General features: G+C 66.2%; 9 protein-coding genes. 1 reads left to right on the top strand and 8 read right to left on the bottom strand.

Translation table 11 applies throughout. The features are described 5' to 3' along the window. Positions 1-80: 80 nt before the first annotated feature. Both cueR and RMET_RS17705 read right to left on the bottom strand, forming a co-directional pair. The gene (gene cueR, locus RMET_RS17700; RefSeq protein ID WP_008648660.1) at positions 81-500 is read right to left on the bottom strand and encodes a Cu(I)-responsive transcriptional regulator; all 420 of its coding nucleotides are present in this window, start codon (positions 498-500) and stop codon (positions 81-83) included. Next, on the bottom strand, positions 497-2,938 hold the full coding sequence (locus RMET_RS17705) for a heavy metal translocating P-type ATPase (protein ID WP_011517944.1): 2,442 nt from the start codon (positions 2,936-2,938) through the stop codon (positions 497-499). Before RMET_RS17705 ends, cueR begins: the two co-directional genes overlap by 4 nt. Positions 2,939-3,120: 182 nt before the next feature. Between RMET_RS17705 and RMET_RS17710 the strand changes: the two genes are divergently transcribed. Then, positions 3,121-3,321 carry a heavy-metal-associated domain-containing protein gene (locus RMET_RS17710; protein WP_008640966.1) on the top strand — a complete coding sequence of 67 codons (201 nt, stop codon included), beginning with the start codon at positions 3,121-3,123 and terminating at the stop codon, positions 3,319-3,321. Between the two features lie 64 nt (positions 3,322-3,385). On the opposite strand, the gene RMET_RS17715 is transcribed toward RMET_RS17710, so the two are convergent. From RMET_RS17715 to RMET_RS17740, 6 genes are all read right to left on the bottom strand, one after another. Continuing rightward, positions 3,386-4,111, bottom strand: a complete 726-nt coding sequence (locus RMET_RS17715) for an OmpW/AlkL family protein (protein ID WP_008640969.1) — start codon at positions 4,109-4,111, stop codon at positions 3,386-3,388. Between the two features lie 288 nt (positions 4,112-4,399). Further along, entirely contained in the window at positions 4,400-5,368 is a 969-nt protein-coding gene (locus RMET_RS17720; RefSeq protein WP_011517946.1) for a delta(1)-pyrroline-2-carboxylate reductase family protein, read from the bottom strand. 94 nt (positions 5,369-5,462) lie between these two features. Then, positions 5,463-6,461 carry an aldo/keto reductase gene (locus RMET_RS17725; protein WP_011517947.1) on the bottom strand — a complete coding sequence of 333 codons (999 nt, stop codon included), beginning with the start codon at positions 6,459-6,461 and terminating at the stop codon, positions 5,463-5,465. Between the two features lie 60 nt (positions 6,462-6,521). Further along, positions 6,522-8,729: a penicillin-binding protein 1C gene (gene pbpC, locus RMET_RS17730; protein ID WP_035821079.1), complete on the bottom strand. Its 2,208-nt coding sequence runs from the start codon at positions 8,727-8,729 to the stop codon at positions 6,522-6,524. 16 nt (positions 8,730-8,745) lie between these two features. After that, positions 8,746-9,447 (bottom strand): lysoplasmalogenase, encoded by a 702-nt coding sequence (locus RMET_RS17735; protein WP_008640976.1) that lies wholly within the window; start codon positions 9,445-9,447, stop codon positions 8,746-8,748. After that, the gene (locus RMET_RS17740; protein WP_011517950.1) at positions 9,444-15,425 is read right to left on the bottom strand and encodes an alpha-2-macroglobulin family protein; all 5,982 of its coding nucleotides are present in this window, start codon (positions 15,423-15,425) and stop codon (positions 9,444-9,446) included. The genes RMET_RS17735 and RMET_RS17740 overlap by 4 nt, the downstream gene beginning before the upstream one ends. Positions 15,426-15,468: the final 43 nt, after the last annotated feature.

Below are 15,468 nucleotides of genomic sequence, written 5' to 3' on the forward strand. Positions count from 1 at the left end.
CTGCTTGTTGTTAGTGATCTGGATCTGGATCCTTCAGTCCCGCTGACGCCTGCGCTCCCCCGGCCCCGGGCCGCCAGCACTTAGTGATGGCAGGCCGGGCGATCCTCGCTGTCGGCACGGGCCATATCCGACAGGATCGGGCAGTCGGGCCGGTCATCCCCCGTGCACGCTTCGGCCAGCGACCGCAGTGTGTCGCGCATCGCAGCGAGTTCGGCGATGCGGACCTCCAGGTCGGCCACGTGCTTGAGCGTCAGCGCCTTCACATCCGCGCTGGCGCGCGCCCGGTCATGCCAGAGCGACAACAGACCGCGAATCTCGTCGAGCGAGAATCCGAGATTACGGGCCCGTCGCACGAAGCGCAAGGTGTGCACCGCGCGTTCGTCATACCGCCGATACCCGCCCTCGCTGCGCGGCGGCGCATCGACCAGTCCGATCGACTCGTAGTGGCGAATCATCTTTGCGGAAACGCCCGAGGCTTCCGCGGCTTCTCCGATGTTCATTGCGTTACCTCCTTGTGGCCACTGCCTGCGAGCGGATGCCAGCGGCGCAGCAGCAGTGCGTTGCTGACCACGCTGACACTTGAAAATGCCATGGCGGCGCCCGCCACGACCGGATTGAGCAGACCGGCCGCCGCGAGCGGAATGCCGATCACGTTGTAGATGAAGGCCCAGAACAGGTTCTGGCGAATCTTGCGCACCGTGCGATGCGACACGGCCAGCGCATCGGCAACCAGCGCCGGGTCGCCACGCATCAGCGTGATGCCGGCCGCGTGCATCGCCACGTCCGTGCCAGTGGACATGGCGATGCCAACATCGGCCGCCGCCAGCGCGGGGGCATCGTTGATGCCGTCGCCCACCATCGCCACCACGGCCTCTCCACCGCGCTTGAGTGCGACGACGCGCGCCGCCTTGTCTTCCGGCATCACCTCGGCCTGTACTTCGTCGAGCCCCAGTTGCTTGCCCACACGCGCCGCGGCGCCTGCGTTGTCGCCCGTCAGCATCACCGTGCGGATGCCGGCCTCACGCAGGCGTGCGATCGCGGCAGCGGCGCCCGGCTTGAGCGCGTCGCCGAATGCCACCAGCCCCAGCACGCGGCGCTGGTCTGTATCGATCAGCCAGGAGACGGTGCGGCCTTCGCCACGCAGCCGCTCGGCTTCGGTCTGCAGCGCCCCCGCATCGGCCTGCAACGAGGCACGCAGGCCATCGCTGCCGAGTTGCAGCGCCTGCCATGCAACGATGCCAGCGATACCGCGTCCTGGCAGCGCGCGCACGTCAGTGACCGCTGGCACGGTGATGCCACGTTCCGTGGCAAGCGTCGTCACCGCGCGTGCCAGCGGATGCTCGCTGCCGGCCTGGAGTGCGGCCAGCTTCGCCAGCAATGCGGGCTCGTCGCCATCGGCGGCATGCAACGCCACCACCTCGGGCTTGCCCACGGTCAGCGTCCCGGTCTTGTCGAAAGCCACTACCGATACGCGATGCGCCACCTCGAGCGCCTCCGCGTCCTTGATCAGGATGCCCGCGCGGGCGCCCGCGCCAGTGCCCGCCATGATCGCGGTCGGCGTGGCCAGACCCAGCGCGCACGGGCAGGCGATCACGAGCACCGCCACGGCGTTGAGCAATGCGGTGGTCCAGTCGCCCACGACCAAGCCCCAGCCAAGCAGCGTCGCCAGCGCGATCACCAGTACGATTGGTACGAATACCGCGCTGACCTGGTCAACCATGCGCTGAATCGGCGCCTTCGCGGCCTGGGCATGTTCGACCATGCGGATGATCTTCGCCAGTACGGTCTCGGCGCCGACGGCCGCCGTGCGTGCCACCAGCAACCCGTCGTAGTTGATGGAGCCACCGGTCAACCTGTCGCCGGGCTGCTTGGGCACGGGTACCGATTCCCCGGTCAGCATCGATTCGTCGGCATGGCTGCTGCCTTCCACGACATCGGCGTCTACCGGAATCCGCTCGCCGGGACGCACCACGATCTCATCGCCAACACGCACGCTGGCCAGCGGCACGGTCTGCTCCACGCCGTTGCGGCGTACCTGTGCGGTATCGGGGCGCAAGGCAGCCAGCGCGCGGATCGCGTCGGCCGTCTGGCGCTTGGCCCGTGTCTCGAGCCATTTGCCCAGCCGCACCAGCGTGATCACCACGGCCGCGCTTTCGAAATAGAGATGTGGCATGGCATCGCCAGCCTCGGCCATCTGCCAGATCGACAGAAAGTACGCCGCCGAGGTGCCGAGCGCGACCAGCAGGTCCATATTGCCGGCACCGGCGCGCACCGCCTTCCAGCCCGCCTTGTAGAAGCGCCAGCCGAACACGAACTGCACCGGCGTGGCCAGCGCCCATTGCACCCAGCCCGGCAGCATCGCGTGAATGCCGAACCATTCGAACACCATCGGCATCACCAGCGGCAACGACAGCGCTGCCGAGATCACCACCGGCCACGGGCCGGCCCAGAAACCGGGACCGGCCTCGGCCGTACCCACCGCTGCGGCAGCGGCTTCGACCACCGGCGTGGCGCCGTACCCGGCACGCTCCACGGCGGCGGCCAGCGTCGCCACATCGGCCGCGCCGCGCAGCACGGTGACCGTGGCACGCTCAGTGGCCAGGTTCACCTGCGCGTCCACCACGCCCGGCACGGCGCGCAACGCACGCTCGACACGGCCCACGCATGACGCGCAGGTCATATCGGCGATATTGAGTTCGATCTCGGCGCGCGGCACGTCGTAGCCGGCATCGGCCACGGCCTTGGCAGCCGCGTTCAGCACTTCGGGGCTATCCGCTTGCAGCGTGGCCTGCTCGGTGGCCAGATTGACCGCGACGTCATGCACGCCGGGCACCTTGGCCAGCGCCGTTTCCACGCGGCGCACGCACGAAGCACACGTCATACCCTCAACAGGTAGACGCCATTCGGATGGTTGGAGAGATGCGGCAGGATGGGTCATCGGAGTCGTGGAATCTGAGCGACGGAGCGCGACAACTGCACTGTGAACCTTACCACCATTGGAAGGTCAAGGATTTGTTGAGTCGCACGCGACACTTGCGCTTCCCATGGTGGGAAGGTTCACACTTCAGCCTGTCGTCGAGATTCATTGCTCACCGATCCAACCCAACAGGAGTCATCACCATGATCCAGTTCCAAGTCGAAGGCATGTCCTGCAACCACTGTGTCGGTTCCATCACGCGCGCCGTGCAAGCCGTGGACCCGGCTGCTCGCGTATCGGCCGATGTGCCAACCCAATCGGTCAAGGTCGAGTCGGCTGCGGACCGCCAGGCGCTGCAGCAGGCCATCGAAGGTGCCGGCTACCCGGTCAAGTCGGCAAGCTGATCGTCGCCGCCAAACAAGAAAGGGCACCCGAGGGTGCCCTTTTTCACGTCCGCGCCGGAAAGGCTCAGAAGCGATAGCCGACGTTCAGGTACGTCACGACCGGATCGATCTTGATCTTCGTGTGCGACTGGACCTGCGCGCCGTTGGCCAGCGTCGTCGTGAAATTGGCCGTGGTGGTGACCGGCACGTACGACACCGAGAAGCCGACGAACCAGTTGTCGGTCACGGCGTAGCTGGCGCCGACGTTGAACACCGGGTTCCACGACGACTTGGCGCTTGCGGTCATGTGCGAGCCCGGACCGAATTCACCTTGCACGAACGACTGGTTGGTCACGGATTCGCCCGTGAACCAGGTGTAGTTCACACCGAGACCGACGTACGGGCGGAACTTGGTCTTGGCGTCGAAGAAGTGCCACTTGGCCACGATGGCCGGGCTCCACTGGCGCACTTCGCCCAGCTTGCCGTACTTCTCGTAGCCGCGATCGCCGCTCACGTTGTGCTTCGGCGGCACGCCGAGCACGAATTCCGCCGAAATATTGTCGGTAAAGAAGTGGGCGAAGGTCAGGCCGAGCGTATCGGCCGAATCGATCGTCGCGCCCGTGTTCGGCTTCTGCGCGCCGACCGGGAAGCCACCAATCGAATCAATGGTCAGAAATTCCGAGTGGCCCGTCGGCATGATCCGCATCCAGCCAAAACTGACCATATTGCTGCCTGCCGATTGAGCCTGTGCAACACCAGCCAGTGCCATGGCGGCGCCTGCCACCAGCATCTTCTTATAGATCGTCTTCATTGTTCCTCTTACTCCGTCCTTTGGTTACAACGCACTGCTAGGGGCGCATTATCCTGCGCGCCGGGCCCCGACTGTTTCAAACAGGTTACCCAACGGTAGAAGATTTGCCCTAAAGACAGGGTTAACCCAAAGTCTGAGTAGGAATTTTCGGATTTTTGCCTACGCATCGACGCTTCCGCGCAACGGTTCTGTTTCAAGCATGAAAGACCATTTCGAAAAAATGGCCCTTCCGGCGTCATCAGCCCGTCCTCAAACACCCGTTCGGGTATTGTGCGGAGGCACTTTGTGTCACTTTTTGCTGGCCAGCGCGCAGGCTGCAAGATCCCAGAGCGCGTAGCCCACGCTCTTGAACACGAGGGGACTCCCGGTCCGCGCACGCAATGCGTCAGCCTCCAGGATCGCCGTCTCGAATGGCTGCACGGTCTGCCAGTCGATGCCGGCCTGCAGCAGATCTCCCGCTTCGTCCTCGATTCCGAAAAGCGTGTCCGCCAGCAGACGTCCACTGGCCGCCGCCGCATGGCAAAGCCGCGGGGGCAATTCGCACATTTCCGGTCGGAATGCGCCAACTGCAGCAATGAAATGGCGGTCGGTCCACAGGCCGCTGTCGAGATCGGGCAGGACCGGCGTGCGGCTCGATGTCACCGTCACCACCATCGACACACGCGGCAGCACCTCCGCCACATCGTCGATCACCGTGGCCGAGACGCCTAGGCGCCCAGCGTGCTCCGCCAGCGCCTCGGCCTTGTCTCGCGTGCGCGAATGCAGCCAGACCTTGCGAACGGGTAAGCCAGCCACGAACGCCTCCAGATGCGTCTGCGCCTGCACGCCTGCTCCGACGATCAGAAGCTCGCCATCCGGCACCGGCGCGAACGACTGGGCCGCGAGCAGCGACACGGCAGCCGTGCGGCGGCCCGTGACGGTCGGGCCATCGAGCAATGCGATCCGTTCGCCAGTGTGTGCGTTGGCGACGACCACCTCGCCGAGGATATTGGGCAGCCCTCGCTGCGGATTGTCGGGATGCACCGTGATGTTCTTGGTCATCACGATGTCGCGGTTGCGTGCCGGCATGACCAGCAGCGTGCCATGCCCGCGCTCGGCGTCACCGACCGGCAGCGCGATGCGCGGCGGCGCCATGGCGGTCCCGTCGCGCAACTCGGCCAGCATGGCCGCGATGGCCTGGGCCAGTTCCGGATAAGGCAGGCGTGCCGCCGTGGCGGCGGCATCCAGGGGGACGAACGAAGCGGCGGGAGCGGTCATCGGCAACAAGGCGGTTTGGCAAACGAGACCGCCATTGTCGCCGAGAGTCGCCGAGAGTCGCCGGAAGTACGCCGCGCCGATGACTCGGTTCCGATCAGCGCGACAGGAACTGCATCATCGCTGCCGCATAGCGCGTACCCGCCGCTGCGCCCAGCGGGAAAATCGCGTCGATGCGGGCCAGATCCTGCGCGCTCAACGTCACGCCGAGCGCGCCCAGGTTGTCGTCGAGATTGGCCACGCGCCGCGTGCCGGGAATCGGCACCACGTGTTCACCGCGCGTCAGCACCCAGGCCAGCGCCAGTTGCGCCGGCGAGCATCCCTTCTCGCTCGCCAACGCTCGCACGGCATCGACCAGTTGCAGGTTGCGCGCGAAGTTCTCGCCCATGAAGCGCGGATTGGTACGTCGATAGTCGTCCGCTTCGAAATCGTCGGGCGTGCGGATCGCGCCGGTCAGGAACCCACGGCCCAGCGGGCTATACGGCACGAAGCCGATGCCAAGCCGCTCGCAGGTAGCCATGATGCCGTTCTCGTCGACGTCACGCGTCCAGAGCGAATACTCGGTCTGTAGCGCCGTGACCGGATGCACCGCGTGCGCCCGCTCGATTGTCTCGACGCCGGCCTCAGAAAGGCCGATCCACCGCACCTTGCCCGCCTTGACCAGATCGGCCATTGCGCCAACGGTGTCCTCGATCGGCGTATCGGGATCGATGCGGTGCTGGTAGTACAGATCGATATGGTCGACACCGAGCCGCTTCAAACTCGCATCGCAGGCGGCGCGCACATATTCAGGACGACCATTGACGCCGCGCGCCGTCGGATTCGACGGATCGCGCACGATGCCGAACTTGGTCGCCAGCACCACTTTGTCACGCCGGCCACCGGCAAGCGCGCGCCCCACGAGTTGCTCGTTCGTGTGCGGACCATAGATGTCGGCGGTGTCGAGCAGATTCACGCCGTGGTCGAGCGCATGGTGAATCGTTCGGATAGATTCGGCATCGTCATGCGCGCCATAGAACTCGCTCATGCCCATGCAGCCCAGACCGATGGGAAATACCTCGGGGCCGTTACGGCCCAGCTTGCGCGGTGTGGTCATCTGGAAGCTCCTCAGGATAGGTACTTCAGCGAACCCCGCGATGATACGCGCGTCGTGCGGCTATTGCCGGACCGGCCCCGCAGGCGTCTTCCGTGGCGCCGCCGTCTCACGAACGCCCGCGCCGCGCACCTCGATGCCGATCTCGTGCACTACCTTCCCCGCCGCATCGACCAGTTGCACGCGATGCCGGCCCGGCCATGGCAACCAGGCAACCTGCCCGCCCTTGCCGAGCGGCTTGCCGTCCATGCGCCAGCTCACCGCGCGCGCGGTCTGACCCGTCAGCCCATCGGCATGAAACCAGATCCGCTGCGCGGCCGGAGGAATATCGGGATCGAGTGCGAAGATCGTGCCGTCGGCCGGGCTGGCGATAGCCGGCATCGTGTTGCCCTGCTCCGTCGTGCCCACACTGACGCGCCGCATCCCGGTGCCGCTCAGGAATACCTCCTGCCGTGCTGGCTCGAGTTCGTCGTCGAACGTCAATGCCACACGTTCGACGCCTGATGGCATCGCCGGCGCGCGGCTCGGCGTGCGCTGATGCAGCGCTTCCATGACCTCGTGCCATACGGGCGCCGCGCCAGACACTCCCGATACGTCGTGCATGCTCGCGCCGCTGGCATTGCCGACCCACACGCCCACTGTGTAGCGCTCCGACCAGCCGACGCACCAGTTGTCGCGCATGTCCTTGCTCGTGCCGGTTTTCACTGCCGTCCAGAAACGCGTGGTCAGCGGACTGTCGAGCCCGAACGTACGCGCCCGCGCGTGGCGATCAGACAGCACATCCCCGATCACGAACGTCGCCGCCGGCATCATCACGTTCTGCTTCGACGGCACGGCGGCATTCAGCGTCATCCGCGATGGCGCATACGCGCCCTGGTTGGCGAAGCTGCGATAGGCATTGGTCAGCGACAGCAGCGACACATCCGCACTGCCCAACGCAAGGCTATAGCCGTAGTAATCGCCTGATTGCGTCAGCGGCAGGCCGAGCGCCACCAGCCGTTGATGAAAGCGGTGCGGCGTCACCATCACCAGCGTGCGCACCGCCGGCACGTTCAGTGACGAACCCAGCGCGGCGCGCAGACTGACCCAGCCTGCGTAGCGATGGTCATAGTTCTGCGGAATGTAGAGGCCACCGCCAGTGGGAAGATTCACCGGACGATCGTCAAGCAGCGATGCCGCGGTCAGCCTGCGTTCCTCGATGGCCTGCTCATAGAGGAATGGCTTCAACGTCGAACCGGCCTGCCGCAGCGCCGCCGCGTGATCGACCTGTGACGCCGCGGACAGGATGCCTGAAGAGCCGACATAGGCCAGCACGTCACCGCTGGCGTTGTCGATCACCACCACGGCGCCGTCCTCGACATTGCGCCCCGCCAGCTCGCGCAGATGGCGATCGAGGCTGGTCACTGCCACGCGTTGCAGCCCGGCATCGAGGGTGGAAGTGATGCGCGGTGGCACCGGCTTGCCGGACTCTCGCGCCTGCGCGATAACGGCACGAGCCAGATGCGACGCGAGATTGGCGTTGCGGGCCTGCGGGCCGGTCTGCGCACTGGCTGACTTCACCAGCACCAGCGCGGTGAAACCGTCGAGCCCCTCGCATTCGCGCGGCTGGCCCATGTCGCGCAGAATGCCGCACGCACGCTTGGACACCTGCGCGGCCGAGGCATTGGGCGCGCGCACGAGCGCGACGGCCACTGCCGACTCACGCGCGTCGAGCCCGCTCGGCACCTTGCCGAACAGCGTCTGCGACATCGCGGAGAGCCCCACCAGTTCGCCACGGAACGGCACCAGATTCAGGTATGCCTCGAGGATCTGGTCCTTGCTCCAGCCACGCTCGAGTGACGCCGCGCTGACCGCCTGCTCGACTTTCTGCCCGATGCTGCGACCACGGCCCGCGCGCAAATCCTCGTCGAGCAACCCGGCGAGCTGCATCGTCAGCGTCGAAGCGCCACGTGTGCGGGTGTTCCACAGATTGGCCCATGCGGCAGCCGCCACGCCCTGCCAGTCGACGCCGCTATGCGCGTAGAAGCGCTTGTCCTCGGATAGCACGATGGCGGTGCGCAAGGCCGGCGATGTATCGGTCAGCGTCACCCAGTCGCCGCGCCGCGCGCGGAAGTCGTCACGCACGCGGGCCACGGTTTCGCCGTGGCGATCCACCACCACGATATCGGCGCTGCGCCAGTTGGCGCGAACCTCTCGAAACGTGGGCACGGCCTGCGCGGCGCCCGCGAATAACAGCAGCGCCACAGCAACATGAATCCCACCACGCTTCAGCACGAACCCCAACCTCTCACGCGTCCCGCTCGGCCACCACGCCCGCCACCAGCAGCACCTGTGCGATGGCGTAGGTCCACCAGATGCCGAGTTGGTACGTGTCGAACAACGACAGGAATTTCGCGATACCGATCATCGCGTCCGACGCCACGAAAAACAGGGCGCCGATTGCCGCCAGCGCCGTCGGCAGCGATGCCAGCATCGTCGTGCAGGCCATCGCCGCCAGCACGCAGATGTAGACCGTGACCGGCCACATCAGATCGCCGAGATTCGGCCAGAAGCGCCCAAGCAATGCGCCCGCCGCGCCGATGATCAGACCACAGCCGATCAGCCGATGCGGCCGCAGGTCTCCCATCATCGGCACGAACAGGCGCAGATAGGCCAGGTGCGCCATCAGGAACGCCCCGAGCCCGCCAATGAACGAGATCTTCAGACCGGGCAGCGCCAGCAATAGATCTCCCAGCGCGGAGAAGAGCAGCGCGGTCACGAGCCAGCGCCGCTCTCCTAGCGGGCGATGGAACCACGCCGCGCGCGCGAGCATGACCGCCATCGCGGTTTTCCAGATCGGCTGATAGGCGATCTGGCCCGTCAACGGCGTGCCGGGAGGCAAGTACGCGGACACCTGGATCAGCATCACGCCGTATGTCACGCCGGCCAGCACGCCGGCAATCCACCATTCGCGCACGCGTGGGGGCATCCGCATGGCGATCCAGCTCACGGTTTGGCCCCCACCGTCATCTTGGCGTTCGGCGTCTCACCGAACACATCGGGCGCGTACAGCGCTTCAACGCGCGTGGGTGGCAGCGTGAACTCGCCGGCGTTGTTCAGGCGCACCGTGTACTCGACCGACAACGCCCCCTTCGGCACATAGCCGAAGTACTCGCGATAGACCGCAGGTGTGCGTTCCGTGAAGGCAGACCACGACTTCTTTTCGTCACGCGTTGCGATTTCCGAATCGCGGCCCAGGCCGCTGCCGAGAATCGTCGCCCCGGTTGGCACCGGATCGCTGACCACCACCCAAGTCATGTCGGCCTGCGCGTCGATGTCGAGCTTCACCCGATAGGTATCGCCACGCGACCACTTGCCTGCCACCGCCTGATCCACCGGCGTCACGGTACGGCGCACGCGATAGCCCGCAGACACCGGTTCGGTCGGCGGTACCGCCGCCAGCGCGCGCACAGTGGCCCACGGACGACCCGAGCCCTGCTGTTCAACCTGCAGCGTAGCCGGTGCCGTCGATGTCTTGGCCGGCCACGGCAATTCGACCATGCCGCTGGCCACGCCATCCTTCTGCGTGGCCTTCGACCATTCGAACGTGCGTGACGCATCGCCCAGCGCAACGCGCGCCGCGCCTGCCACCGGCGTCTTCTCGTACACCTGCGCATAGCGCTGGATCGCCAGCACGCCCCAGGCGTTGGCCGTGGTCGTCATCCACGCGCCGCGCGTCTGCCGGCCGAGCAGCCCCGTCACCAGTTCGGGCACATCGCCCTTCCAGTCTGGTAACTGTGTCGCCAGCGCGAGCAGCTTCGCGGCGTTCACATCGCCACCAGACATCAGCCACCACCAGTTGTCGGTGCGCTCGGTGGAGAACACCAGTCGCGTGCCCTGGACCGTCAGGCGACTGCGCAGCAACTGCGTGGCTTCGGCCATGCGCTTGTCACGCTGCGGGATATCCTGCACGCGCGACAGGATGCCGAGCCAGTCGATCAGCGCCGACGTCGGCCACTGCTCGGGCAGGATCTGGATTGACCCGAGCATCCGCGCCTGCGCATGGCCGGTGCGCGACAACGCATCCAGCGCGGCAAGCTTGCGCACGTCGAGATCCATCGTCGCCGAAGACGGCGCCCAGCGCGGAGGCGTGATGCGGCCTTCGACAAAGGCAGTCAGTCCGCGCTCCATCTGATCGCGCAGCGCGTCCGGCACGCGCATCGGCAGGCCAGCACGCGCAGCCTCGTCGGAGATCGAGAGCAGATACGCCGTCAGCACTTCGCTGCCGTAGCTTCCATCGCTACGCAGCGGGAAGTACGCGGCCAACCCGTTACTGTCCAGGTAGGACGGCAACTGCACCATCAATGCATCCCACGCGGCGGCATCGCCAAGGCCGAGCGCCTTCGACGAGCGTTGCTCGAGGCACGTGAACGGATAGTTGCGGAACCATTCACGCACCCCGGGCATGCCGCCAGCCAGCGACGACTGCAACGACACCTGCATCCCGCCCCGCACCTGGCCCTTTGGATCCGCCAGCGCGCCAGCCGGTGCCTGCACTGGCATCGACGCGTTCGGCGTCAATTGCGCCAGCACTGCCTGCTGCACCGTCACCGGGATGGCAGGAACGATCTGTTGCGAGACCTTGAGCTTGTCGCTGGCAGTGCCGGTGCCCTTCTCTGTCGCGCCCACTTCCCAAAGGATCGACCCGCCGCGGCTGAACGCCAGCAGTGCCGGCGCGGTGATGTCCCAGCCGATTTCTCGCGCTTCACCGGCAGGAATCTGCACGGTCTGCGCGGGCAGCGTCTGCGCGTCGACCAGCGTCGCGCGCGCGGTGGCTTCCACGGTCATCGCACGCTGCGTGGTATTGCGCAGCGTGAACATTGCGCGGTACTTGTCATCCTCGCGCACCAGCAGTGGCAGGCCGGCGATCATCTGCAGGTCTTGCGTCGCGGCGATCGACGCGCTGCCGCTGCCGAAGCGGCCCGCGCCAAGATCGGCCACGGCGACGATGCGGAAGCTGGTCAGCGAATCGTTGAGTGGCACGTCGAGTGCGGCTTTGCCTTCCGCATCGAGCTGCACGCGCGGATTCCACAGCAACAGCGTGTCGAACAGCTCGCGCGTCGGGCTCTTGCCGCCACCACCGCCCGCGGCCACGGCCTTGCGGCCATAGTGGCGGCGGCCAATGATCTCCATCTGCGCGGTCGAGGTCTCCACCCCATAACTGCGCCGCTGCAGCATCGCATCGAGCAGGTTCCAGCTTGTGTTCGGCATCAGTTCGAGCAGCGACTGATCGACCGCCGCCAGCGCGACCTCGCCATTCGCCGCCGGCTTGCCGTCGGGCAGCTTCACCTGCACCACCACATGCGCCTTGCCGCGCACCGGATACGTGGCCTTGTCAGGTGTGACAGTCACGTCGAGCCGGTGTGCTTCGTTGCCGACGCGGATTTCCGCCAGACCGAGCCGGAACGCCGGCTTCGACAGATCGACCAGCGGCGACGGCGCCACGTATTCCTTGCCCTCGCTGCGGAACGCGTGCCACCAGTCCAGCGGCTGACGCCATCCCCACGTAAAGAACGAGTACCAGGGCACCTCGCGCAGACGTCCGCGAATGCTTAGCACCGAGACATACACGTTCGGGCCCCACTCCGGCTTGACCTTGAGCTTGATGGTCGGATCGGTGCCGTTCAGCTCGACCACTTCGGTGTCCAGGATGCCTTCGCGCTCGATTGCGACCAGCGCCGTCGCGCGGCGGAACGGCATCCGTACCTGAAACACCGCGGTGTCGCCCGGCGCGTAGGCCTTCTTCTCCGGCAGCACGTCCATGCGGTCGTGGTTCTCGCCGCCGAACCAGAGTTCGCCCTGGCGCGTGACCCAGACGGTCGTCGCGGCCTGTGTCACGCGTCCATCGCCATCGCGCGCGTTGGCTACCAGTTCCACTTCACCCGCCTGCGACAACGCCACCTCGCAACGCGCGCGGCCCTGTGCGTCGGTACGCGTCTCGCACACCACGCCGAGGTCCTTCGTTTCGCTGCGATTGTCGTAGCGATAGAAGCCACCCACCACGCGCTTGCGCGCTGACGTGGTGATCCGCGCGCTCGCCTTGACCTGTACCGGCGTATCAGCAATCGGCTTGCCCTGCGTGTCGAGCACCACACCGTACACGGCCAGCTTCTGTGACACCGATACCCAGTTCGCGGCGCGAATGCCCGCCACCACGGCCGACGGCCACAACGGCACGGTCTGCCGCAGCGTCTGGATCTCGCCATTCGGATCGGCAAAGCCCGCTTCGAGCACGAGGTCGCCCGGCACGTTCACCTTCGGCAGCTTCTTGATCGTGACCTTGCCATTGCCGTCCTTGTCGAGCGTCAACGGCAGCTTGTCGGCAACGAGCTTCTCCGCTTCGTCACGCGAGCTCTCGCCTTCCTGGTCTTCCTCCTCGTCACCGCTGGCGCTCTGCTGCTGCTGCGGCCGTGGCGCGTTGAACGAGAAATCGTCGTAGTCGGCAAAGTTCACGTACTTGTTTCGCATCAGCGCCGACACGCTCACCGGCAGCCCGGCCGCGCCACCACCGTTCGTGTAGTGGATCTCCACGCCAACCGGTACCTCGGCGGGTGCCACAAGGGCATTGCCCTTCGCCTTCGGATCCTTGGTCACCGACAGCGTGCCAGCCAGCACCGGCAGTCGGAACGCTTCCACGCGGAAGCTGCCGCTGCTCAGCGTGCGCCCATCGCCATAGACCAGCGCCACATCGTAGACGCCAAGCTTGGCCGCCTGAGGCACCTGGAAGGCGTTCTCGGCACTGCGGCCACCCGTAGCCGTGTTGCGCCACGCCAGCGGCAGTTCATAGGTCTGGCCACTACCTTCGTGCGTGATGACCATCTTGTCCGGCATCGCGGCAGGCAGCGCGAATCCCTGTGCGGTCTCCGTGCGGATCAGGTGCTTCATCGACACCGTTTCGCCCACGCGCAGCAGCGTGCGATCGAAGATCGTATGCGCGCGCACGGTCTGGTTCGGGCTCAGGTCGGTCGGCACGTTGAAGCGCCACGTTTCGATGCCACGATTCCAGTCGGACATCACGAACGCCATATCGGCCTTGCCGCGCGCTTGTGGATGGTCCGCCGCAATGCGCGCGGAGACGAAGTAGCCGTCCATGCCGTTCGCGCAATCCTTGTAGCGGCGATCGGGCAGCTTTGCGAAGCGAACGACGCCGGTGGCATCGGTCGCGCCTTCGCCCAGCAACTCACCATCGCAGCTACGCACGGCCACCTTCGCATTGGCCACGGGCTTGCCGTCATCCAGCGATGTGACCCACGCCAGACCGCTCATGTCGCCATCGGCCAGGCCACGCGCGAGCTTGAAATGCACACCGAGGTTGGTCACCAGTACCGCCGTGCGCACATACATCGGCGCCTTCCGGCCGAGCAGTGCTTCGCCCAGCATTGGCGAAGCGATCTCAACCACATGGAAGCCAGGTTCCGGCAGCGGAATACCGACCACTTCGAACGGCCGAGGCGAGGTGTCGTTCGATTTCGGAATCGCCAGCGTCTTCGCGCCGGATACGCCTTCAAGCAACGATACCGAGCGGGTCTCGATAGATGGCGCGTTGCGCGGGCTGCGTGCTTCCGACGGCGATTTGCCTGCGCGGATCGCATCCAGCTCCTGACGCGTCCACGAGTTCTCGTGCATACGCTTGACCATGCCGAACCAGCGCAGGATCGCGCCGTCGTCATCGACCTTGAGTCGTGCGACCGTACCGGCTTCGGCCCGCGCCGACAGCGCCGGCAGATCAGCCTCGACGTTGCGCAGCGTGACTGGCAGCAGCGGCGGATAGTCAGCCGGCGACTTGCCGCGCGGCACATCGGCAAAACGTTCGACCACGCCAAACGGCGCGGCGGCGAACTTGGCCAGCGGCGGCAGCGCGGCGGTGGTCAGCTTGATGGGAAACAGGTCGGCATTGGACAGCGAGCGACCGCTCTCGTCCTTCAGATCCTTCGGCGCCTCGATAGTGAGGCTGGCCTTCTCCGGGAAGGGGCCGGGGAACGTGACCGACGACACCGGAGCGTCCCTGGCGTCGTCGCTATCGAACTTCGGCGCACGCGGGCCGGACGGCGTCTTGAGCACGATGTGCTCGGCCAGCTTGCGCGGTACCGGTGCGGTGAAGGTGACGACCAGCGGCCGCAGCGGCGTGCATGGGGCTTCGGCACGTTCGCGCTCGCAGGTGAAGCCCGCGGCAAACGGTTCGCGTACCTGATAGTCGAAACGGCGCGGCGCGGTAGTGGCCAGCCCGGACGGGGTGGAGATGCCGGCATCGAGCACGAGCTGCATGCGCGCGCCAGCGGGCAGACGCTGCTGGCAGGCCAGCAGGTGCACGGCTTCGGGGTTTTGCTTGACGATGTCGTTCCAGCGCACCGCTTCGATGACGCCATCCCGCTCCTTGCCCGTCAGCAGCCTGACCGGGATCCGCTCGCCGAGGCCTTCGGCCTGGCACCACGCATGTTCACGAATCGATCCCGCCGTTGCCGCGCCGTTGAAGCGCAGCACGAACACCTGGTCTTCCTCGATCTGTCCACCCGACGGGCGCGCCGAGATCACGAATGGGCCGCCGGTCTCGAACCTGTATTCCGGTTTGCCGGCGTAGGTCTTGCCAGCCACACTCTTGAGGCCTGCCGACATCCGCACCGAGCATCGCACGCCCGGGGGCAGGTCACGCTCGAAGTCGTAGACCCAGTTGGTAGCGTTGACCCATCGCCCGCTGCCGCCAACGCTGCCACCGGTACAGGACACAGCCGCTGGCGGTGCAGCCTTGAGATCGCCCATCGGCACCATCGCCTCGTCGAAGCGGATCGCCACCTGCCGTACCTGCGGGACCACCCCTTCGGGTGAAAAGCGCGTGATCTGCGCGGCCGACGCCATCGGCGCCCACAGCACTGCCCCCAGCACAAGACCTGCGGCGGCGGTTCCAACCGCCGTGACGATCTTCGACATCATCTTGCCCTTTCCGGATTTGCCACCGGGCGAGGGTGACATGCGC

Source organism: Cupriavidus metallidurans CH34 (genome assembly GCF_000196015.1).
GTDB classification, from domain to species: Bacteria; Pseudomonadota; Gammaproteobacteria; order Burkholderiales; family Burkholderiaceae; genus Cupriavidus; species Cupriavidus metallidurans.